Raw genomic sequence first — 21100 nt, 5'->3', positions numbered from 1 at the left:
GTCGTCCGGGCGCCGCACGGCCCGCTGGCCGACGCCCGCGTGACGCTCGTCGACGCGGCGGGCAGCCGACAGCTACATGATCGACTCCGGGATCCGTACGCGCGCGGGGCAGACCGGGGACTTCGTCGCCCGCGGGCTCGCCGCGCTCGGACTGCGGACCCACCACCTCGACCTCCTCGGCGACGATCCCGAGGGCGACCTCGTGCGCGCCCGCGGAGCACGCCGGGGAGATCGGCGGTGACCCGGAGCGGATCGTCGTCGCGGGCACCAGCGCGGGCGGCGGGCTGACGGCGGCGGCCGCGCTGCTGGCCCGGGACCGCAAGGGGCCCCGGCCGATCGGGCAGGTGCTCATGGGGCCCATGCTGGACGACCGCAACGACACCGTGTCCGCCCGGCAGATGGCGGGGCGCGGGATCTGGGACCGCGACTCGAACGCCATGGGCTGGACGGCCCTGCTGGGCGACCGCCGGGGCGGTCCGGACGTCCCGGCGTACGCCTCCCCCGCGCGGGCCGAGGACCTGTCCGGCCTGCCGCCGGCCTTCGTCGACGTCGGCTCCGCGGAGACCTTCCGCGACGAGGCCGTCGCGTACGCCTCGGCGATCTGGGCGAGCGGTGGCGTGGCCGAGCTGCATGTGTGGCCGGGCGGTTTCCACGGCTACGACCTCATGGCACCGCACGCGGCCGTGTCCCAGGCGACGGCGTCGGCCCGACTGACGTGGCTGCGCAGGCTGCTGAGCGAGTAACCGCGAGTCAGGGGCCCCTCGGCCTGTCCGGCGAGTCAGGGCGCCTCGGCCTGTCCGGTCGATCAGGCGGGCGTCGCGGCCCGGGCGCGCCCGTCGGGCGTTGGCGCGGACCTCCGGCGCTCCTGATCGCCGTCACTGGCGCACCATGGGTCCATGAGAGAACTGGCCGGCCGTCTCAGCGCGCTGGACCCGGACGCCGGGGACGCCGTGCGGGTCATCACGTACTTCGACGAACTCGCCGAGGGGCGCGCCGGGCTGGAGACCCTGGTGCGCGGTGCGGCCGTGCTCGCGGGGTGTCCGGCCCGGCTGGCGGACGCCACCCGGCGGGTGCGGATCCGGGTCGAGGCCGACGGGCGACGCGCCGACACCTCGACACCGCCCGATCCCGGCTGGCCGTCGGTGCCGGTGGCCGCGGGCGGCGCGTCGGTCCTGTGGCTGGAGCGGGCGGCGGACTCGGCCGACGTAGCCACTAGGGCTGGGGCGATGGCGGGCCCGCCCGGTGCCGCCCACGCCGGGCCGACACCCGGCTCTCCCGGTGCCGCCCACGCGGAGCCGATACCCGGCTCTCCCGGTGCCGCCGACGCGGGGCTCGCGGCGGGCTCGTCCAGTGTCGTCGACGCCGTCATCCTCGAGCGGGCCGCGGCTGCCCTACGGCAGGTGCTCGACCGTACGCGCGGACGTGCTCCCGCCGCCGACGACCCCGCGGCGGTCGAGACCGTCCTCGACGCGGACGCCCCCGAGCGGGCACGGCTGCGGGCGGCGGGGCAGCTCGGGCTCGACACGAACGACCCGGCCACGCGCGCGTGTGCACTCGCCCCGTTCGGCGGCCCGCCCCGGGTCGTGGCCGCGGTGGCGGACGGGCGGCCCTCCCCCACCGTCCCGACGGCGGTCCGGCTCGGTGTCGGCTCCGCCGTGCCCGTGCTCGAACTGCCCCGCTCCTTTCGGTCGGCCCGCACCGCGCTGAGGTTCACGGCCGAGGGCACCGCACAGGATCCGGGCCGCCGTGTGGTGCACGCGGACGACCTCGGGGACGTGGCCCTGCTCGCCGATCTGGTGACCCCGGGTTCGGTCCCGCCGCCCGACGCGCGGGCCGTCGACGCCGCCGCGGCGGACGCGCCCTGGATGCTCGTCACCCTGCACGCCGTCGCCACCACGTCCAGCCTGCGGGCGGCCGCCACCGAGGCGAACGTCCACCACTCCACGCTCCACGACCGCCTCGCGCGGGCGGAGACGCTGCTGGGCTGGCCACTGCGGACCGCGGAAGGGCGACTGCGGCTGTATTTCGCGCTCACGGTCAGGCATCTGACGCGGGGATGAGGGCCGGGCACCGAGCGCGCGGCGCCTGAACTCAGACCCGCGCGAGCAACCGGTCCAACGGCCGCGGCACGCGCCCGGAGTCCAGGTGGGCGACCAGCGCCTGTGCGTAGAGCGCCTTGCGGCCGCTGTGGGTGCCCATGAAGCGGCGCAGCTGGTGCTCGACCGGGCGTTCCCGCTGGGCCGGCTGGCCTCGGAAGGTCTGGAAGGGGCGGGTCTCGCCCTGGGCGTCGATCACCTGGCACACGGTCTCCGCGCCGAGCGCGCGGATCAGCTCGTCCTCCAGGTCGGCGACGCACACCTGGAACCCGAGGGTCTCCAGCGCCGTCTGGGTCGTGAGCCCGGTCCCCAGACCGACCCGCTCCAGATGCCGCCGGAAGTGCCGCTCCTCGCCGATGTCGCAGAGCCCGGCGAGCGGGAGCCCGAGGCCGCCGGGACCGCAGACGTCCAGGAAGTGGCCGATGTTGGTCGCGCCTCCGAGCGGTACGACCACCACGCCCTCCGCGTCGAGATCGCGGCCGTGGCGTGCGGCCAGCACCTCGATCGCGACCTGGTCGCTGGCGCCCTCGACGAGCACGACCGTGCGGACACCGGTACCGGCCAGCGCTCGCGCCTCGGCGGCGGCCGCGCCCGCGTCCGCTCCGCCCGCCGCCCAGGCGATCAGCGCCCGGCGGAATCGTCCCGACTCGTCCACATGCCCTCGCTTCCCCCGCGCCATCCTGCCAGGGCGCCCTCCCGCACGCCCACAGGTTTTCCGCCCGGAGCCCGGCCGCCGGGAGCGCCGGGAGCGGCGCGGAAATGCGTCGCACACCCCGCCGGAGAGCCACTAGCCTCCGCCTCGGCAGGGCTGCTCACGCGAGCGCGAGGGGGAACCAGGACGTGGAGACTCAGGGCGTACGGACGGACCGCTTCGGTCTGTTGCTCGATCAGTTCGACCGGGCCAGGGAGATGGCGCAGGTCCGGCTGCGGGGCCTCACCGACGAGGAGTACCTGTGGGAGCCGGTGCCCGGATGCTGGTCCCTGCGGCGCCGGGAGGAGGCGAGCACACCCAGGGCTTTCGGGCCGGGCGAGTGGGTACTGGACCTCGGCGCACCCGACATCCCGGCGAACGAGTACGAGGAGGTCGCGCGGCAGGCGGCGAGCGGGATGTCGGTCGAGAAGATCGCCGTGGACTGGAGCGTGAGCGTGGAGCGGGTCCAGGAGGTCCTCGCGCACACCGGGCCCGTGACGCCCGACCGGACGCCGATCACCACGATCGCGTGGCGGATCGGCCATCTGCACGTCCAGTTCGAGGGCGGGTACGAGTGGGCCTTCGGCGAGCGGCGTCAGGATCCCAGGCAGATGGTCGACTTCAGCCCGTCCGCGTCCGTCACGCTCGACCGGTTCTGGACGGCGGTGGACCGGTGGCGGGACGCCGTCGGCGCGATGACGGAGGAGCAGCTCGACACGGTCGGCTTCTCGCAGTACCCGTACGCCTCGGACGCCGACGAGCCGTACATCTCCGTGGTGTGGGGTGCCAACCTCGAACTCATCCACCACATGGCCGAGATCGCCCTGCTGCGCGACCTGTGGGCGGCCCGCTTCGCCTCCGGCGGGTAGGACGGCCCTGCCACCGGGAGCCCCGCCTCAGCTGTCGAGCGTGCCCGTCGCCAGCAGCCCGAACAGCAGGACGCCGACGACGATCCGGTAGATCACGAACGCGTTGAAGGAGTGCTTGGCGACGAACTTCAGGAGCCAGGCGATGGAGGCGTAGGCGACGACGAAGGAGACGGCCGTGCCGACGGCGAGCGGGGCCGCGCCCACGCCCGCGCCGAGGGCGTCCTTGAGCTCGTAGAGGCCGGCGCCGGTGAGGGCCGGGATGCCGAGGAAGAACGACAGACGGGTGGCGGCGACCCGGTCGAGGTCGAGGATGAGCGCCGTGGACATGGTGGCGCCGGAGCGCGAGAAGCCGGGGAAGAGCAGGGCGAGGATCTGCGAACTGCCGACCAGCATCGCGTCCTTGAACGTGGTGTCGTCCTCCCCGCGCTTGTGCCGCCCCATCTGGTCCGCCGCCCACATGACACCGCTGCCGACGATCAGCGAGCCCGCGACCACCCACAGGGAGGCGAGCGGCCCCTCGATGAGCGGCTTGGCGGCCAGGCCCACGGCCACGATCGGGACGGTGGCCGCGATCACCCACCAGGCGAACTTGTAGTCGTGGTGGTACCGCTCCTCCTTGTTGACCAGTCCCCTCCCCCACGCGGAGACGATCCGCACGATGTCCTTGAAGAAGTACACGAGCACGGCGGCGATCGCCCCGACCTGGATGACGGCCGAGAACCCGACGACGGCGTCGTCGTCGACGGGGATGTTCATGAGTCCCTCGACGATCTTCAGGTGGCCGGTCGAGGAGACGGGCAGGAACTCGGTCACCCCCTCGACGGCTCCGAGGACGACGGCCTGACCGACGCTGATGACGCTCATGGGATCCAGTTCTTCTCAGGGGAGGGCGGGTGCGGCGGGGACAGTCTTACCACCCGCCGACGAGGACGGATTCCCCTGCCCGCACCGCCACGGATCCCTACGCCCACACCGCCTGCGCCAGCGCCACGCCGACGAACACCGCGCCGAGCCCCGCGACCACGCTCGCGACCACGTTCACGGCGGCGTAGAACCGCGCCCCGGTCTCCGTCAGCCGCAGGGTCTCGTACGAGAAGGTCGAGTACGTCGTCAGCGCCCCGCACAGCCCGGTGCCCAGCAACAGCTGGAGATGCGTCCCGGCGGCCCCCTCGGTCACCGCGCCGGTGAGCAGGCCGAGGACCAGGCAGCCCGTGACGTTGACGGCGAAGGTGCCCCAGGGGAAGACCGAGTCGTGCCGGGACTGCACCGCGCGGTCGGTGAGATAGCGGAGCGGGGCACCGACCACGGCACCCGCGACGACCAGCAGCCAGTTCACAACGACTTCTTACCCTTCGCGTCCGTTTTGTCCGGTGTCCCGGCAGGGGCCGTCTCCTGGCCGACGTACCGGATGACCTCGCAGTCGTCGAGGATCACCAGGCCTTCGGCGACGAGTTCGTCGAGCTGCGGCAGGAACTCCCGCACCCGGTCCTCGGTGTCGACGATGATCACGGCCACCGGCAGGTCCTCGCTGAGGGAGAGCAGCCGGGAGGTGTGGATCAGGGAGGAGGCGCCGTAGCCCTCGATTCCGCGGAAGACGCTGGCGCCGGCGAGTCCGGCCGCGTGGGCGCGGTGCACGATCTCGGTGTACAGGGGCTTGTGCTGCCAGGTGTCGTTCTCGCCGATGAGGACGGTCAGGCGCAGGGCGCTGCCGGTCAGCCTCGTCATCGCTGCCTCCGCTTCAGGACGCGGCGGGCCGCGGCGGACGCGAGCCACACCGCCGTGAGGGCCGCGAGGAGGGTCGCGGCCAGGTAGGCCAGGCCCGTGCGGGGATGGCCGGCGTCGACCAGTTTCCGGATGTCGACCGCGTAGGTGGAGAAGGTGGTGAAGCCGCCGAGGACGCCGGTGCCGAAGAACGGGCGGACCAGGCGGTGGGCGGCCCACACGTCGGTGATGACGACCATGAAGACGCCGATGACGGCACAGCCGACGACGTTGGTCCAGAAGGTCGCCCAGGGGAAGCCGCCGGGGTGCGCGGGCCAGTGGAGAGCGAGGGCGTAGCGGGCCGTGGCGCCGAGGGCGCCGCCGAGCGCGACCACGGCGACGACCGCTCCCTGACCTCGCCAGAGCGACTGCCGTGGAGGTCTGACGGGGGCGCGGAGGCTCTCCTGGGCTGTCATGGTCGTGTCTCTCCTACTCGCCGGGGCCCGGGCATGCGGGCGCGCTCCATCGCAAGTAGGGACCGTTGGCGGCGCCTTCGCCGCGGTTCGGGTACGGCGGGCCCCACCGCCGCGCCGCGAGGGTGATCGCGACCGGTGACCAGGGTAACTCCGGTGCCGGACCGGGGTCACTTCACGGCGGGCGGCTCACACAGCGCGATGCCGCGCTCCCAGAGGCTGCCGAGGACGAGGTGTCCGGAGGCCTCGCAGACGCTGGTGACCATGCGGTAGCGGGAGTGGCCGCGGCTGAGGTGGTGGACGACCTGCCCCTCGTCGTCGACCGCGAGGACACCGATGCCGCCGGTCGGGCGGTAGGGGGCGTGTACGGCGATCCGGGCGGCGGTCCTGCGGACCGGCGGGGCGGCTCGGTGCAGCAGGTCGAGCGGGGGGATGCGGGGGCCGGCGAGGGAGACCCAGATCGGTCCGTCGGGTCCGCCGCGCCAGATGTTGTCGGGCATGCCGGGCAGGTCGTCGGCGAGCGGCTCGGAGCGGCCGGCGGACGGGCCGTCGAGCCAGTAGCGGGTGAGCCGGCGGGCGCCGGTCTCGGCGACGACGAGGAAGGACTCGTCGGCGCTCGGGGCCAGACCGTTGGCGAACTGGAGCCCCTCCAACAGGACTTCGGGGGTGTCGTCGCCGGGGGCGAGGCGCAGCAGGCGACCGGTTCCGGTGTGTTCGACGATGTCGCCGATCCACTGCTCCAGCGGGTAACGGCGGCTGGAGACGGTGAAGTACACGCTGCCGTCGGTCAGGGCGACGATATTGCTGCAGAACCGCAGCCGCTCACCCGCGACCTCGTCGGCGACGACGCGTACACCGCCGTCGGCGAGGTCGACGCGGAGCAGTCCGCGTTCGGCGTCGCACACCAACAGGTCGCCGTCCGGGAGGAGTTCGAGGCCGAGCGGCCTGCCGCCGGTGTCGGTGAGTGTCTCGACCCGGGCGTCGAGGGGCTCGGTCAGTCCGTCCACGCGCAGGATGCGGCCGTCCGAGACGCCGGTCAGGATCCGGCCGCGGGGGTCGGCGACGACGTCCTCGGGGCCGTGGCCGCCGATCGCGACGTAGTGGCGCGGAACGAGCGCGGTGGGACGGTCCATGAGCACCCTGCCTCTCTGCCGGCCCTTCTCGTACGGCGTGTGCCCACTGTCCCGCAGTCGAAGCCGCCCTGTCCGGTGCTCGGCAACCTTGTCCGACGGCGAACTCGTCCGCCCCGGTGCACCGAACCGATTCCGGGACCGGTACTGAGGCCCCTCCGCCCGCGGCTCGTGGTCTCGCGGGCGGAGGGGAGTCGGTTCAGCCGTCGAGGCGTACGACGCGGACAGCGCCCGTGGGGACCACGAGGTGGTCCGCGGCCCGCTCGCCGGTCAGCAGCTCGGTGCCGTGAGCGTCCAGGGGCACCTTGGCCTCCGCCGCGGTGTGGTTGACGACGAAGACGTAGGTGCCGGACTCGCCGGAGCGGCGGACCACCTCGACGTCGTGGGGCAGTTCGGCGCGCGGGGCGAGCCGGGCGTCCTCGGCGGCCCAGCCGAGCAGGGCGTCCAGGCCCTGGGCGGCCAGGCGGGTGGAGACGTACCAGGCGGTGCCCTCACCGAGGCGGTGCCGGGTGACGGCGGGGTGGCCGGCGGCCAGGCCGTCGGCGTACGTCCACACGGTCTCGGCGCCGCGCGGCACCACGAACTCGCTCCAGACGTCACCGGTGAGTTCCGAGCCGTCGGGGCCCGTGACCCGCACCAACTGGTCCGGCAGCAGCGGCGAGAACTCCTCGACGGTGAGGCCGAGGACGTCGCGCAGCACGCCCGGGTAGGCGCCCTCGTGCACGGCGTCGTGCTCGTCGACGATGCCGGAGAAGTACGACACGACGAGCGTGCCGCCGTTCTCGACGTACTCCTTGAGGTTGTTCCCCGCCGCCTCCGTCATCAGGTACGACGCCGGTACGACGACCAGGGGATAGGCCGACAGGTCGGCTTCCGGGTGGGCGAAGTCGACCGTGAGGTGGCGGTCGTAGAGGGCCTCGTAGAAGGCGTCGGCGCGCTCGCGGGCGTCGTGGTCGACACTGGGCCGCCAGTCGAGGGTCTGGGCCCACCAGGAGTGCCAGTCCCACAGGACGGCCGCGTCGGCCTGTGTGCGCGTGCCGCGGATCGTGCTCAACGAGTCGAGGGCGGCGCCCAGTTCGACGACCTCGCGCCACACGCGCGTGTCGGTGCCGCCGTGCGGGACCATCGCCGAGTGGAACTTCTCGGCGCCGCGCCGGGACTGGCGCCACTGGAAGAACATGGCGCCCTCGGAGCCGCGGGCCACGTGCCCGAGGGAGTTGCGGGCCATCTGGCCGGGCGCCTTGGAGGGGTTGCGGTCCTGCCAGTTGACGCCCGAGGTGGAGTGCTCCAGCAGGATCCAGGGCGCGCCCCCGGCGACGGAGCGGGTGAGGTCGGCGGCCATCGCGAGGTTGACGTGGGTGCGGCGGCCGTCGGTGATCAGGTAGTGGTCGTTGGTGACGATGTCGACCTCGCGGCCCCAGGCCCAGTAGTCGACGGAGTCGCACTGGCTGAGCGCGGTCATGAAGTTGGTCGTCACCGGGACGCCCGGCGAGAGGCGGTGCAGGATGTCCCGCTCCATGACGAAGTTCTCGCGCATGGTGGCGTCGGCGAACCGCTTGTAGTCCAGCGCCTGCCCCGGGTTGCCGACGGTGGCCGCGGTGCGCGGCGGGTCGATCTGCTCCAGGCTCGTGTAGTGCTGGCCCCAGAACGCGGTGCCCCAGGCCTCGTTGACGCCCTCGACACCGCCGTACGTCGTCTGCAGCCAGCGGCGGAAGTGGGCGGCGCAGGAGTCGCAGTAGCAGGCGGAGACGGGGACGCCGTACTCGTTGTGGACGTGCCACATCGCGAGGGCCGGGTGGTCGGCGTAGCGCTCGGCGAGCTGGGTGGTGATGGCCGCGGCGGCCGCGCGGTAGGCGCCGTTGCTGTGGCAGATGGCGCCGCGCGAGCCGAACGCGAGGCGGGTGCCGTCGGCCGTCACCGGGAGGGCGTCGGGGTTCGCGCGGTAGAACCAGGCGGGCGGGACGACGGTGGGGGTGCCGAGGTCGACACGGACGCCGTTCTCGTGCAGGAGGCCGATGATCCGGTCCAGCCAGCCGAAGTCGTACACACCGGGTTCCGGCTCCAGCAGCGCCCAGGAGAAGATCCCTACGCTGACCATGGTCACCCTGGCCTCGCGCATCAGCCGGACGTCCTCGTCCCAGACGCTCTCGGGCCACTGCTCCGGGTTGTAGTCCCCGCCGAAGGCAAGCCTGGTGAGGCCCCTGGGGGTGGTCTCCGGCATGGTCTCTCCCGTTTCGAGTGGTTGGGAACGTGCACACACGGCTCCAGAGGTGTGCGGCCCTAGATAACCGCATGAGAGCGAGGCTTGCCAAGTGCTTGACCTCAGCGATTACTGTGCACGATCACAGCATGGTCGCGCTCATGGCCGTACTCAGGGCCGTGCTGGGCCTTAGAGTCTTGACCATGAACAGTGCGGGGGGCCGGCGCAGGGCGCCGACGATCCACGACGTCGCCCGCGAGGCAGGGGTCTCGCGCGGCACGGTCTCGCGGGTGCTCAACGGCGGGCATTACGTCTCTCCGGCCGCGCAGGAGGCCGTCAACGCCGCCATCCGCAAGACCGGTTACGTCGTCAACCGGCACGCCCGCTCGCTGATCACCGGACGCTCCGACTCGGTCGGCTTCCTGCTCACGGAGCCCCAGGAGCGGTTCTTCGAGGACCCGAACTTCAACGTCCTGCTGCGCGGCTGCACCCAGGCGCTGGCCGCGCACGACATCCCGCTGCTGCTGATGCTGGCCGGGACCGACGACGAGCGGCGCCGCATCAAACGGTTCATCACGGCGGGACACCTGGACGGCGTGCTGCTGGTGACCAGCCACTCCGCCGACCCCGTGGCCGAGGAGCTGCACAAGGCGGGCGTGCCCGTCGTGCAGTGCGGCAAGCCCATGCGGCACGGCTCGAAGGTGAGTTACGTGGCCGCGGACGACCGGGACGGCGCCCGTGACATGGTGCGGCACCTGTTGTCGCGGGGCCGCCGCCGCATCGGCATCGTCACCGGTCCGCCGGACTCGCCGGGCGGTGTCGACCGGCTCGCCGGCTACAAGGAGGTGCTCGGCGAGGCGGGCGTGGAGGTCGACGACCAGCTCGTCGCCTACGGCGACTACAGCCGGGGCAGCGGCGAGGCGGCCGCCGAGCTGCTGCTGGAGCGGGCCCCCGACCTGGACGCCGTGTTCGTCGCCTCCGACCTCATGGCCCTGGGCGCCCTCACCGCACTGCGCCGGGCCGGCCGTCGGGTCCCCGAGGACGTCTCCGTGGGCGGCTTCGACGACTCCATCGCGGCGACGGAGGCCACCCCTCCCCTCACCACGATCCGCCAGCCCTACGACCGGATCAGCGCCGAGATGGTCCGGCTGCTGCTCGCCCAGCTGGGGGGCGAGGACCCGGCGGCGGTGATACTGCCGACGGAGCTGGTGCGGCGGGAGTCGACGTAGGGCTCGGGCATGCCCTGAGCGGTCAGGATCGGAGAAGCGGTGGAGCGCCTGCCCGGCTTAGCGTGAGATCACCGACGCGGAACGGCGCGGACATCTCACGGAGGAGCACGACATGACTGCCGGACTCAACACGATCATCTACCCCGTCAAGGACCTCGCCGCCGCGAAGGCCCTGTTCAGCGCACTGCTGGGCACCGAGCCGTATGTCGACGAGCCGTACTACGTCGGCTTCAAGGACGCGGGCCAGGACGTCGGTCTGAACCCCAACGGGCACGCCGAGGGCCTGACCGGGCCGGTCCCCTTCTGGCACGTGAGCGACATCAAGGCGACGCACGCCGCGCTGCTGGCCGCCGGGGCGCAGCCGCTGCAGGACATCCGGGACGTGGGCGCGGGGCGGCTCGTCGCGTCCCTGAAGGACGCGGACGGCAACCTCATCGGGCTGCTCCAGGACCCGACGGGCTGACCGCACTTCTTGCCGCACTTCTTGCACGCGCACTAGTTGCACAGTCAATGACTGGCCGGATCGGTGTTACCGTGCAGGTATGGCGGTGAAGACAGCGAAGGCCGGCCTCGAGGAGCGCTGGCGGGACATCCTGTCCGTGCACGCGCGCACGATGTGCGAGATCGACCGTGTGCTGCACCCGCACGGCCTGGGCGCGAGCGACTTCGAGGTGCTGGACATCCTCGCCACCGAGTCGCCCCGGGAGGGCGACCAGTGCCGGGTCCAGAACCTCGTGGGACGGGTCCATCTGAGCCAGAGCGCGCTGTCCCGGCTGATCGGTCGGCTGGAAAAGGACGGTCTGGTGGAGCGTTCCGTCTGTGTGGAGGACCGGCGGGGCGTCTGGGTGGCCCTCACCCAGAAGGGCCGGGACCTGTACGCCGAGGTGCTCCCGCTCCAGCGCGAGGTACTGGAGCGGATGCTCGACGCGTAGGCCGCCCCGCGCTCACCCCGGGCCGGCCATGGCCTCGGTGATCGCGGCGGCGACGTCCGGGAGGTCCCAGTAGGCGGAGTGGGTCCACAGGCCGATGCGGGCGGCGTGCGGGACGGGCCGGTCGACCGGGCTGCCGCCGTCGTACAGGCGGAAGACCCGGGAGGCCACGAAGGCCAGCGGGTCGAGCGGCTCCCAGAGGTTGGTCCAGTGGCCGAGCGATTCGGGCAGGGGGACCGGCTCCTGACCGCCGTAGGGCGGGAGTTGGCCGCCGCGCGGGTCGCAGACGTGGAAGAAGGCGGCCTGGGAGCCGAAGGTGACCAGCCGTTCGGTCCACAGGGGTTCGTGGGCCGTGGCCATGTCCACCGCGATGACACCCCCGAGACTGTGCGCCACGACCCGCACCGGACGGTCCGGGCCTTGCCCCAACTCCGGGTCGACGACGTCGATCCGCTGCCGGATCCGGGCGTGGACGGCGTCCCGGTGCCGTTGGTAGACCAGCACGTCGCCGAGGAAGCGGGCGGTGCCGGGGCCGAAGCGGGTCCGCAGGGACTGGTTGACCCGCCCGGCGACCATGCCGATGGCCGCGCCGGCGACCCGGTCGAGGTCACGCAGCCGCCGTCGGACCGAGTCGCGCAGGGTGCCGGGCGCGCCGCCGTACGGGCTTCCGGGTTCGCCGCCGCGCAGACCGTCGTGGCCGTGGACGTCGTAGGAGTCGACGCGCGTGTCCAGCACCGAGCGGGCCAGTGCGCGGCCGGTCTCCGCGAGGAGGGCGGGGTCGTCGGTGCGGCTGAGCCAGCGGGTCTCGGGCCACTCCTCGGCGAGACAGTCCAGGATCTCCTCGGGGGCGGGGCTGCCCGAGCCGTCGCGCAACAGGCCGGTGTCCTCTGCCAGTTCCGCGCGGAGGGCTGCCTCGACCAGGGCCAACTGGTCGGCGAGGTACAGCTGTTCGTCGAGGAGGAACTCCGGGAGGGGCGCGAGTGGGCCGGTGTCGCGCAGGTCGTCCGCGGGGGCGGGCGCCGACGCGCGTTCGGGGAGCGCCGCGGTCAAGTACCGGTCCTCGGCGCCGAGATCGCCCCAGTAGACCGGCTCCATGGGAACGCCCGTCGCGGCCTCCAGAGCCTTGACGGCGGCCGTGAAGCCGTCGGGGTCCCGGTTGGCGACACCATGGACGACGAAGACCGGATCAGTCACGTACGGATCCCTTCACGACCGAGCGCCGGGGGCGGCGGCCGAAACTCACAGAACTCCAAACGACTCCGCGAACCTATCGGGAGACGCCGGCCAGGCGGACAGCACGCACCCGATCTCCACACCTAGGGGCGGTGCAGCAGATCCCGTACGGCGGCGAAGGCGGCCTCGACCGTCGCCGGGTCGGCTCCCGGGCGGGACAGGGCACTCATCGGGATCGGGGTGACCTCGGGGAGGCCCTTGTACGGGGTCAATCCGTCCGGGGCGGGGCCTACGGCGGCCAGGAGCGCCACGCCCTGGCCGGTGCGGGCGATGTCCAGGACGCCCGCGAGGTAGCCGGCGTCCCCGACGACCGTGGCGGGCACCCCGCGCGCGGCCAGGGTGGCGATGGCCCGGCGGCGGATCGCGCACGGGTCCTCGATGGCGACCAGCGGCACCGGGGCGGGCGCGGTCGGCGGCTCCCAGCCGGGGACGGCGTGCCAGGTGAGCGGGAGGCCGCCGACCGGGGTGCCCTCGGTGGCGGCCGCCTCCGTGACGTACACCGCGACATCCACGCTGCCGCGCTCCACGGCCTCCACGAGCCGTGCCGAGCGGTCGATGCGGAACCGGACCCGGCACCCGGGGCGCACCTCCTGGACGGCGGCGGTCAGCCGGGGCAGGAACTGGTCGGCCGCGTGCTCGGTGGAGCCGATGGTGACGGTGTCCCCGTCGGCGTCCAGGAGCGTGCGTACGGCTTCGTCGTGGACGGCGAGGATCCTGCGGGCCTGTTCGAGCAGCAGCCGCCCCTCCGGGGTGAAGCGGGTGCCGCGCCCCTCGCGCTCCACGACCGGCCGGCCCAGCAGCTTCTCCAGCTTGCGGACGTGCTGGCTGACCGCGGACTGGCTCAGGGCCAGCGCCTGGGCGGCGCGGTGGAAGCCGCCGCAGTCGGCTATCGCGGTCAGGCTGCGGAGGGCCACGATGTCCAGCACGGGTTGGGGCATGCGGCGACCCTAGTCGCTGGAGCCGATCGATCGCGATCCCTGATCGGTTTCGATGCGGAATCGTCGTTGGACGCCGTCCGGGGCGGCCGGTCATGATGAGGGCATGTTGCACGCGACCGCTTCCGCTGCCCTTCTGACGCAGCGCCGAGTCATCGACTTCGGCGTGGCGTGCAGCGCGCGTTGTCGCTGATCTCCCCTTCGGCCCCGCGCCGACCTTCGAGCTGATCACGCAGTCCTCACACTGACACGTGACAGTCCCTTTCGCCTGCCCTTTTCCCTTCCCTCATACGGGAGTTGCCCCCTCATGTCCTCTTTCTTCTCCTGGGACGAACCCGAAGGTCTCGCCGCGCGCGGCACGTTGATCGTGCTGGCCGGGCGGGGCGAACACGGCGGTGTGTACGAGCGGTTCGGCCGCCGGCTCGCCTTCGACGCCTACCGGGTGCGCGCCCTCGGCGACCCGTCCGCCGATCCGTCCGTGCTCGACGAGGCGGCCAAGCTGCTCGCCGACGATTCGCTGCCCGGCCCCAAGGTGCTGGTCGGCTCGGACACCGGCGCCCGGTACGCGGCCGCGCTGGCCGCCGAGGGGACGGCGGGGGTCGACGCGGTGATCCTGGCGGGGCTGCCGACGGCTGACGGGGCGCCGGGAGGCCGGGAAGACGCGGCCGGAACCGGCGGGGAGAGCCCGGTCGCGATCGGCGGGGAGAGCCCGGTCGGAATCGGCGGGAAAGCCCAGCTCTCGACCGGCGGGGAGGCCCGGCTCGCAATCGGTGAGGAAGCCGAGGCCGACGTCGATTGGGAGGTCGAGGTCACGGCGCGTACCGCCTGCCCGACCCACCAGGGGCGTCTCACCAACGACCCGGACTTCCGGCGCGGCGTCCTCTTCGACACCCCCGCCGACCTGCCCGAACTCCGTCTCGACCGCGTCACCGTCCCCGTCCTCGCCCTGCACGGCAGGGACGACACCATCAGCCCCCTCGACAGGGCCCTCGACGCCTACGCGGGTGCCCGCACGGTCGTCCTCAACGGCGGTCGGCACGACGTCCTCAACGACGCCCTGCACCGCACGGTCGCCGCCACGATCGTGCTCTTCCTGGAGCGTCTGCGCCTGTCCCCCGAGCTGACACCTATCGCGGAGGAGCCGGCATGACCGTCACCACCACCGTCGCCGAGCTGCGCGAGCTGCTCGCCTCCGACTCTCCCCCGGCCCTGCTCGACGTCCGCTGGGCGCTCGGGGATCCGCACGGCCGTGCCCACTACGTCGAGGGGCACATCCCGGGTGCGGTGTACGTCGACCTGGACACCGAGTTGGCGGCGCCTCCCAGTCGGGAGGGCGGCCGACATCCGCTGCCCGCGATCGCCGACCTCCAGACGGCCGCGCGTGCATGGGGGCTCCGCGACGACCAACACGTCGTGGTCTACGACGACTTGGGCAACACGGCGGCCGCCCGCGCCTGGTGGCTCCTGCGCTACGCGGGACTCGACCGGGTGACGCTCCTCGACGGGGCGCTCGGCGCCTGGCGCGCGGCCGGGCTGCCGCTGGAGTCGGGAGAACCGGTCGGGCCGACTCCGGGCGACGTCGGCCTGCGGGCCGGCGCCCTGCCCGTCACCGACGCCGACGGAGCCGCCGAACTCGCCTCCTCCGGGCTGCTGTTGGACGCACGGGCCGGTGAGCGCTACCGCGGCGAGGTCGAACCGGTCGATCCGCGCGCGGGGCACATCCCGGGCGCGGTCTCCGCGCCGACCGGGGAGAACCTCGCCGCGGACGGGACCTTTCTGCCGCCCGAGGAGCTGCGCAAGCGGTTCGAGGAGCGGGGCGCGTCCGGCGCCGGACGCATCGGCGTGTACTGCGGATCGGGCGTCACAGCGGCCCATCAGATCGCCGCGCTGGAGATCGCCGGGTTCGAGGCCGTTCTCTTCCCCGGCTCATGGTCCGCCTGGTCGGCCGATCCTGACCGCCCGGCCGCGACAGGGGGCAACCCATGACTTCGCTGGAGTTGCCCGCCGCGCTGAAGCCGCCCACCCGGGTCACCATCCGGGGCGCCGCGAAGACCCGCCGCCGTTTCACGGTTCCGCGCTCCGTGCGCAGGTCCGCCGGGCCCGTGGGTCTCGTCCTCCTGTGGTTCCTGACCTCGGCCACCGGCGTCCTGCCGGAGTCGGTGCTCGCCTCCCCCGTGGACGTGCTCAAGCAGGCCGTCGAGCTCACCAAGAACGGCGAACTCCCCAGCGCCATCGCCGCGTCGGGCCGCCGGGCCGCCACCGGCTTTCTCATCGGAGCGACGATCGCGCTGGTCCTCTCCCTGCTGGCCGGGCTCTTCCGGCTCGGTGAGGACGTCATCGACTCCTCGATGGGCATGTTCCGGGCGATCCCCTGGGTGGGCCTGATCCCGCTGTTCATCGTCTGGTTCGGCATCGAGGAGACCCCGAAGATCGCCCTGGTCGCGCTCGGCGTGACCTACCCGCTGTACTTCAACATCTACGGCGGCATCCGCTCCACCGACGCCCAACTCGTCGAGGCGGCACGGATGATGGGGCTCGGCCGACTGGGTCTGATCACCTACGTGATCCTGCCGAGCGCGCTGCCCGGCGCCCTCGTGGGGCTCCGGTACGCGCTGTCCACCGCCTGGCTGGCGCTGGTCTTCGCCGAGCAGATCAACGCGGACGCGGGGCTCGGCTATCTGATGAGCAACGCCCAGCAGTACTTCCGTACGGACGTCATCGTGCTCTGCCTCGTCGTGTACGCCCTGCTGGGCCTCGCCTGCGACTTCGCCGTACGGATCCTGTCCCGCCGCCTGCTGACCTGGCGGGCCAACTTCGAGGGCGAGGCGTAGAGATGGCCAACAGCGTGGAGATACGGGGGCTTTCGCGGGCCTTCGACGGTCACACCGTCCTGCACGAGCTCGATCTCGACATCCGCGAGGGCGAGTTCGTGGCCCTGCTCGGGCACAGCGGCTGCGGCAAGTCGACGCTGCTGAGGATCCTCGCCGGGCTCGACGAGGAGATCGGCGGCGAGGTGACCGTACCGGCCCGGCGCAGTGCGGCCTTCCAATCGCCGCGGCTGCTGCCCTGGTTGAAGGTGTGGCGCAACGTGGTCCTCGGACTGCCGGGACGCCCCGACCGGGCGCTCGCCGCCAAGGCCCTGGACGAGGTCGGCATCGCGGATCGCGCGACCGTCTGGCCCAAGACGCTCTCCGGAGGCCAGGCCCAGCGTGTCTCGCTGGCCCGGGCCCTGGTCCGGGAGCCCGAACTGCTGCTCCTGGACGAGCCGTTCGGTGCGCTCGACGCCCTCACCCGGGGCCGGGTGCAGCAGCTGGTGGCCGAGCTGTGGCAGCGGCACGGCTGCGCGGTCCTCCTGGTCACCCATGACGTGGAGGAGGCTCTGCTGCTCGCCGACCGGGTGCTGGTGATGGACGAGGGCCGGATCGCCCACGAGCTGACCGTCGACCTGCCGCGTCCGCGTGACCTGACCGCCCCCGAGTTCGTGACCCTGCGCGCCCGCCTCCTGAACTGGCTGGGCGTGACCCGTACTTTGGAAGGAACCCCGTCGTGAGCCCCCTGGCCATGAAGCCCCGCAGAATCGCCGCCGCCGCCCTGAGCCTGACCGCCCTGCTGGCGCTGACCGCCTGCGGCGCCGACTCCTCGGCCGAGGCGTCCTCCTCGAACACGGCCACCCTGACCATCGGCGACCAGGCCAAGACGCTCCAGACGATCTTCGCCGCCTCGGACGCGCTCAAGGGCGCCAAGTACAAGGTGAAGTGGGCCGAGTTCGAGGGCGCGGCGCCGCTCTACCAGGCCGTGCAGGCCGGTGCCGCCGACACCGGTTACTCGGCGGACCTGCCCGCCCTCCAGGCGCTGAGCGGCGGGGTGAAGATCAAGAACGTGGCCGCGCTGAAGAACGACGGCACGCACGTCGGGATCGTCGTCCGCAAGGACTCCGGCATCGACAGCGTCAAGGATCTCAAGGGCCAGAAGGTCGTGGTGTCCTCGGCCAAGGGGAGCATCGCGGAGTATCTGCTGGCCAACGTCCTTCAGCAGAACGGTCTGAACTACAAGGACGTCAAGGTGCAGTACCTGCTGCCCACCGACGCGCAGGCCGCGTTCGCCTCCGGGAAGGTCAGGATCTGGGCGACCTTCGGCGTCTACCAGGCCGTGGGCCTGGAGCAGGGCGGCAAGCTGCTCGTCGACGGCGCGGACGGCCGGGTCAGCGGATACGGCTTCGTCAACGCCTCCGACAAGGCGCTCGCCGACCCGGCGAAGAAGGCCGCGCTGTCGGACTTCCTGGGGCGCCTCGGCACGGCCCTGAAGTGGACCAGCACGCACCAGGACGCCTACGCGAAGGCCATCCAGGAGCGCAACGGCGCCGACGCCTCGGTGGCGAGGACGCTGGCCTCGGCGGCGTACGGCGAGGTCCTTCCGGTCGACGACGGCGTGAACAGGACCGTCCAGGACGTGGCCGACCTCATGAACGGCATCGGGGTCCTGGAACCGAACGTCGATGTCGCGAAGTCGGCGGACACCACCCTTCTGCACTAGGAGCCCTCATGCCTGTCGAGTTCATCAGCGCCGTCCACACCGACTCCGGGTCGAACAACCCGGCCTCCAGCAGCCGTACCGGATTCGACCCGGACTTCCTGCGCAAGTACGCCCGGACCCTGGACGACGGCGGCTTCGACCACACCCTTGTCGCCTACCACTCGGCGTCCCCGGACGCCTTCCAGGTCGCTCAGTTCGTCGCCACCCACACCGAGCGGATCCGCCCGATCCTCGCCCACCGGCCCGGCGTGATCTTCCCGACGCACGCGGCCCGCGCGCTCGCCACCCTCGACCGGATCAGCAAGGGGCGGCTGTCGCTGCACATCATCTCCGGGGGCAGTGACGAGGAGCAGCGCCGGGAGGGCGACTACCTGGGCAAGGCGGAGCGGTACGAGCGTTCGGACGAGTACATCCAGATCCTCCGCAAGGTCTGGCAGGCCGACGGGCCGCTCTCCCACGAGGGGAAGTACTTCAGGTTCGAGGGGTACGCCTCCGACGTGAAGCCCTACAACGGGCTGATCCCGGTCTCGGTCGGCGGGTCCTCGCAGGACGCCTACCGGGTCGGCGGGCAGCAGGGCGACATCTTCGGCCTGTGGGGCGAGCCGCTGAAGGAGACGGCCGAGCAGATCGCCGCCGTGAACGCGGTCGCCGACGCCGCCGGACGGCCTCACCCGCGCATCTGGGTGTCGTTCCGCCCGATCATCGCGCCCACCGACGAGCTGGCCTGGGAGAAGGCGCACCGCACGCTGGGCGTCCTCAAGGAACAGGCCGCCGGGACTGAACTACTGCGTCACTACCGCACCTCCGGCCGCCCGGCCAACGTCGGTTCACAGCGGCTGCTCGACATCGCCGAGCGCGGCGAGGTCCACGACCGCTGCCTGTGGACCGCTCCGGCGGTCGCCACCAACGCGGCCGGCGCCTCGACCGCCCTGGTCGGCTCTCCGGAGACGGTCGCGAGGGCCCTGCTCGACTACGTCGACATCGGCTGCGACCTGCTCTCCATCCGCGGCTACGACCCCTTCAACGACGCCGTCGACTACGCCCGTCACGTCCTGCCGCTGGTCCGGCAGGAACTCGCCCACCGTGCCGCCGGCGCCCACGCCGCCTGAACTCCCATGGAGAGTCCGTGTTGTTGCGCCGTACCCCGCGTTCGTCCGCCGCGGCCTGCGGGAGCGAGTCGCAGGCGGAGTCGTCCTCGTCCGTCCCCCAGGGCGGTGACCAGCAACTCCAGGCGATCCGCGCCGGGGCCCTGGACCTCGCTTCCTCCAGCGAGATCCCGCCGGTCTTCGCCGCCGCCGACGGCAGCAGCCCCAACTTCAAGGTGGTCGCCGTGCAGCAGGGCGCGACCCTGAACCAGGAGGTCGTCGTCCCCAAGGGTTCCAACGGCGGCAGCATCGACGCCTTCGCCTCCTACGGCACCTCGATCATCACCGCGCACCAGCAGGGCGCCACGACTGTCGGCGACGGAAAGGACATCCTGTCCGGCAACTTCCTCTGGTCGGCGCGGGACAGCGTCCTGAAGAGCCCGGAGCAGAAGGTGGCGGACGTGTTCACCGAACTCGGCCCACTCAAGGAGCACTTGGACGTGACGTCGTTCTGGTCCACGGATCTCGACGCCGACTTGGAGAAGGCGCTGTCGTGACCGCACGGATCGCCGAACTGGCCACCCATTACGACCGATCGGCCGCCTTCCCCGCCGAGTCCCTGCGCATCGCCCACGAGGCGGGCCTGCTCACCGCGACCATCGGGAAGCGGTACGGCGGTCAGGGCGCCGGAGTCGAGGAGAGCGCCCGCATCCTGCACACCCTGGGCCAGGGCGACCCGTCCGTCGCCCTGATCGCGGCGATGACGCTCACCAACCACGCCCGCCAGGCCGTACAGCCGCACTGGCCCGAGGAGTTGTACGCGCGGGTGGTCAAGGAGTCATTCGAGCGGCCCGTGCTGCTCAACCATGCGCGTGTGGAGCCCGAGTTGGGCTCCCCCGCGCGGGGCGGGCTGCCGGCGACGCGGGCGCGGCGCACGGCGGACGGGTGGGCGGTCAGCGGCACGAAGCGGTTCGTGACGGGGGCCGAGGGGCTCGACTGGTTCCTGGTGTGGGCGACCACCGACGAGGACGAACCGCGCGTGGGCACGTTCCTGGTGCCCGGCGGCTCGCCCGGCATCGAGATCACCGGCCGCTGGGACCAGTTGGGGCTGCGGGCCAGCGGCAGTCACGACGTGACCTTCCGGGACGTCGAGGTGCCCTACGAGCACGTCATCGGGATCGGTCCGCACGGTCCGGCCGCCGAGCAGGACAACCGGGCGGGCGCCGCCCTCCATCTCCCGCTCGCCGCCCTGTACTTGGGGGTCGCACGGACCGCGCAGGCCGCCTTCCATCATTTCGCGCAGACCCGGGTGCCCGCCAACCTCGGTCACCCGGTGGCCCGTACGGAGCGGTTCCGCCGGGCGGCCGGGGAGATCGAGGTGCTGCTGGCCGCCGCCGAGCAGCTGGTGTTCGGCGGGGCCGGGAGGCTCGACGCGGGCGACACGTCGTACACCCCCGAACAGGCTCTGGGCGCAAGGGTTTTGGCGGACCGGCACGGTGTGCGGGCCGTGGAGCCGGCCGTGCGGCTGCTCGGGAATCCGGGGCTGTCCCGGGGCAATCCGCTGGAGCGGCACTTCCGGGACATCCAGAGCGCGCCCGTGCACGCGCCCCAGGAGGACGTCTCGCTGCTCGCGATCGACACGAAGGCGTTGACCCCGTGACGGCGGCACCGGAGACGACCGTGTCCGCGCGGTTCCTGGGCCTGCTCGCCCGGGATCTGCCGCCGGACCGGCTGAGCACCGACCCGGGTGTGCTGGCCGCGCACGCCACCGACCGCTCGGGGACCCGCCCGCCCGGCGAGCCCCTCGCGGTGGTGCATGCCCGGCGCACCGAGGACGTGACCGTCACGCTCCGGCACGCCCACGCCCTCGGTGTGCCCGTGGTGCCGCGCGGGGCCGGGACCGTGAGGCAGTTGCCGAGGTAGTTGCGGACCGTGCCGACCGACAGCCGGACCGTGTCCGCGATGTCCGCCACGGTCTGGCCCTCCGCGGCCAGCC

23 protein-coding genes and 2 pseudogenes are annotated in these 21100 nt (G+C 72.6%); 16 read left to right on the top strand and 9 right to left on the bottom strand.

The features are described from left to right. Positions 1 to 64: 64 nt before the first annotated feature. From ABZ896_RS44215 to ABZ896_RS44205, 3 genes and pseudogenes are all read left to right on the top strand, one after another. Positions 65 to 211, top strand: a pseudogene (locus tag ABZ896_RS44215) (adenosine kinase); the annotation flags it as partial. Between the two features lies 1 nt (position 212). Continuing rightward, positions 213 to 743 (top strand): annotated as a pseudogene (locus tag ABZ896_RS44210) (alpha/beta hydrolase fold domain-containing protein); the annotation flags it as partial. 153 nt (positions 744 to 896) lie between these two features. Then, a complete protein-coding gene (locus ABZ896_RS44205; protein WP_360942035.1) occupies positions 897 to 2060 on the top strand; it encodes a helix-turn-helix domain-containing protein in 1164 nt (387 codons plus the stop codon). Between the two features lie 31 nt (positions 2061 to 2091). On the opposite strand, the gene ABZ896_RS44200 is transcribed toward ABZ896_RS44205, so the two are convergent. Beyond that, positions 2092 to 2751: an ATP-dependent endonuclease gene (locus ABZ896_RS44200; RefSeq protein WP_360942041.1), complete on the bottom strand. Its 660-nt coding sequence runs from the start codon at positions 2749 to 2751 to the stop codon at positions 2092 to 2094. Between the two features lie 185 nt (positions 2752 to 2936). Here ABZ896_RS44200 and ABZ896_RS44195 point away from each other — a divergent pair, with 185 nt between their 5' ends. Then, positions 2937 to 3656: a DinB family protein gene (locus ABZ896_RS44195; RefSeq protein ID WP_360942032.1), complete on the top strand. Its 720-nt coding sequence runs from the start codon at positions 2937 to 2939 to the stop codon at positions 3654 to 3656. 27 nt (positions 3657 to 3683) lie between these two features. Here the strand turns inward: ABZ896_RS44195 and ABZ896_RS44190 are convergent, their stop codons facing one another. From ABZ896_RS44190 to ABZ896_RS44165, 6 genes are all read right to left on the bottom strand, one after another. Next, positions 3684 to 4520, bottom strand: coding sequence for an undecaprenyl-diphosphate phosphatase (locus ABZ896_RS44190; RefSeq protein WP_360942029.1), 837 nt, complete (start codon positions 4518 to 4520; stop codon positions 3684 to 3686). A 97-nt stretch (positions 4521 to 4617) separates the two neighbouring features. Next, the gene (gene crcB / locus ABZ896_RS44185; RefSeq protein ID WP_360942026.1) at positions 4618 to 4992 is read right to left on the bottom strand and encodes a fluoride efflux transporter CrcB; all 375 of its coding nucleotides are present in this window, start codon (positions 4990 to 4992) and stop codon (positions 4618 to 4620) included. Next, positions 4989 to 5381: a DUF190 domain-containing protein gene (locus tag ABZ896_RS44180; RefSeq protein ID WP_360942023.1), complete on the bottom strand. Its 393-nt coding sequence runs from the start codon at positions 5379 to 5381 to the stop codon at positions 4989 to 4991. Before ABZ896_RS44180 ends, crcB (ABZ896_RS44185) begins: the two co-directional genes overlap by 4 nt. Further along, positions 5378 to 5833, bottom strand: a complete 456-nt coding sequence (crcB, locus tag ABZ896_RS44175; RefSeq protein ID WP_360942020.1) for a fluoride efflux transporter CrcB — start codon at positions 5831 to 5833, stop codon at positions 5378 to 5380. The genes ABZ896_RS44180 and crcB (ABZ896_RS44175) overlap by 4 nt, the downstream gene beginning before the upstream one ends. A 167-nt stretch (positions 5834 to 6000) precedes the next feature. After that, the gene (locus ABZ896_RS44170; RefSeq protein ID WP_360942017.1) at positions 6001 to 6963 is read right to left on the bottom strand and encodes an SMP-30/gluconolactonase/LRE family protein; all 963 of its coding nucleotides are present in this window, start codon (positions 6961 to 6963) and stop codon (positions 6001 to 6003) included. Positions 6964 to 7159: 196 nt separating this feature from the next. Then, positions 7160 to 9181 (bottom strand): beta-galactosidase, encoded by a 2022-nt coding sequence (locus tag ABZ896_RS44165; protein WP_360942014.1) that lies wholly within the window; start codon positions 9179 to 9181, stop codon positions 7160 to 7162. 176 nt (positions 9182 to 9357) lie between these two features. Here ABZ896_RS44165 and ABZ896_RS44160 point away from each other — a divergent pair, with 176 nt between their 5' ends. The 3 genes from ABZ896_RS44160 to ABZ896_RS44150 all read left to right on the top strand — a co-directional run bounded on the left by ABZ896_RS44160 (position 9358) and on the right by ABZ896_RS44150 (position 11321). Beyond that, positions 9358 to 10389 (top strand): LacI family DNA-binding transcriptional regulator, encoded by a 1032-nt coding sequence (locus ABZ896_RS44160; protein ID WP_360942011.1) that lies wholly within the window; start codon positions 9358 to 9360, stop codon positions 10387 to 10389. Between the two features lie 112 nt (positions 10390 to 10501). Continuing rightward, positions 10502 to 10852, top strand: coding sequence for a VOC family protein (locus ABZ896_RS44155; protein ID WP_360942008.1), 351 nt, complete (start codon positions 10502 to 10504; stop codon positions 10850 to 10852). A gap of 79 nt (positions 10853 to 10931) precedes the next feature. Then, positions 10932 to 11321, top strand: a complete 390-nt coding sequence (locus ABZ896_RS44150) for a MarR family transcriptional regulator (RefSeq protein WP_360942005.1) — start codon at positions 10932 to 10934, stop codon at positions 11319 to 11321. Positions 11322 to 11333: 12 nt separating this feature from the next. Here ABZ896_RS44150 and ABZ896_RS44145 read toward each other — a convergent pair whose 3' ends face one another. Both ABZ896_RS44145 and ABZ896_RS44140 read right to left on the bottom strand, forming a co-directional pair. After that, the gene (locus tag ABZ896_RS44145) at positions 11334 to 12512 is read right to left on the bottom strand and encodes a hypothetical protein (protein ID WP_360942002.1); all 1179 of its coding nucleotides are present in this window, start codon (positions 12510 to 12512) and stop codon (positions 11334 to 11336) included. A 122-nt stretch (positions 12513 to 12634) separates the two neighbouring features. Beyond that, positions 12635 to 13489 (bottom strand): LysR family transcriptional regulator, encoded by an 855-nt coding sequence (locus ABZ896_RS44140; protein WP_360941999.1) that lies wholly within the window; start codon positions 13487 to 13489, stop codon positions 12635 to 12637. A 304-nt stretch (positions 13490 to 13793) separates the two neighbouring features. On the opposite strand from ABZ896_RS44140, the gene ABZ896_RS44135 reads away from it, so the two are divergent. From ABZ896_RS44135 to ABZ896_RS44095, 9 genes are read left to right on the top strand one after another with little or no spacing between them, the layout of a single operon-like run. Next, a complete protein-coding gene (locus tag ABZ896_RS44135; RefSeq protein WP_360941996.1) occupies positions 13794 to 14636 on the top strand; it encodes a lysophospholipase in 843 nt (280 codons plus the stop codon). Continuing rightward, on the top strand, positions 14633 to 15472 hold the full coding sequence (locus ABZ896_RS44130; protein ID WP_360941993.1) for a sulfurtransferase: 840 nt from the start codon (positions 14633 to 14635) through the stop codon (positions 15470 to 15472). The genes ABZ896_RS44135 and ABZ896_RS44130 overlap by 4 nt, the downstream gene beginning before the upstream one ends. Continuing rightward, positions 15469 to 16317 carry an ABC transporter permease gene (locus tag ABZ896_RS44125; RefSeq protein WP_360941990.1) on the top strand — a complete coding sequence of 283 codons (849 nt, stop codon included), beginning with the start codon at positions 15469 to 15471 and terminating at the stop codon, positions 16315 to 16317. Before ABZ896_RS44130 ends, ABZ896_RS44125 begins: the two co-directional genes overlap by 4 nt. Positions 16318 to 16319: 2 nt before the next feature. Beyond that, positions 16320 to 17036 carry an ABC transporter ATP-binding protein gene (locus tag ABZ896_RS44120; RefSeq protein ID WP_360941987.1) on the top strand — a complete coding sequence of 239 codons (717 nt, stop codon included), beginning with the start codon at positions 16320 to 16322 and terminating at the stop codon, positions 17034 to 17036. Positions 17037 to 17047: 11 nt separating this feature from the next. Next, positions 17048 to 18019, top strand: a complete 972-nt coding sequence (locus ABZ896_RS44115; RefSeq protein ID WP_360942038.1) for an ABC transporter substrate-binding protein — start codon at positions 17048 to 17050, stop codon at positions 18017 to 18019. Positions 18020 to 18027: 8 nt separating this feature from the next. Next, positions 18028 to 19128 carry an LLM class flavin-dependent oxidoreductase gene (locus tag ABZ896_RS44110; RefSeq protein ID WP_360941984.1) on the top strand — a complete coding sequence of 367 codons (1101 nt, stop codon included), beginning with the start codon at positions 18028 to 18030 and terminating at the stop codon, positions 19126 to 19128. A 17-nt stretch (positions 19129 to 19145) separates the two neighbouring features. Then, positions 19146 to 19661, top strand: coding sequence for a hypothetical protein (locus ABZ896_RS44105; protein ID WP_360941981.1), 516 nt, complete (start codon positions 19146 to 19148; stop codon positions 19659 to 19661). Further along, positions 19658 to 20764, top strand: a complete 1107-nt coding sequence (locus ABZ896_RS44100; RefSeq protein ID WP_360941978.1) for an acyl-CoA dehydrogenase family protein — start codon at positions 19658 to 19660, stop codon at positions 20762 to 20764. Before ABZ896_RS44105 ends, ABZ896_RS44100 begins: the two co-directional genes overlap by 4 nt. After that, positions 20761 to 21027, top strand: coding sequence for a hypothetical protein (locus ABZ896_RS44095; RefSeq protein WP_360941975.1), 267 nt, complete (start codon positions 20761 to 20763; stop codon positions 21025 to 21027). Before ABZ896_RS44100 ends, ABZ896_RS44095 begins: the two co-directional genes overlap by 4 nt. Positions 21028 to 21100: the final 73 nt, after the last annotated feature.

This window comes from Streptomyces sp. NPDC047072 (assembly GCF_040643855.1).
Classification (GTDB): Bacteria; Actinomycetota; Actinomycetes; order Streptomycetales; family Streptomycetaceae; genus Streptomyces.
The sequence above is the reverse complement of the archived record's forward strand: the minus strand, read 5'-3'. Positions and strand labels throughout refer to the sequence as shown.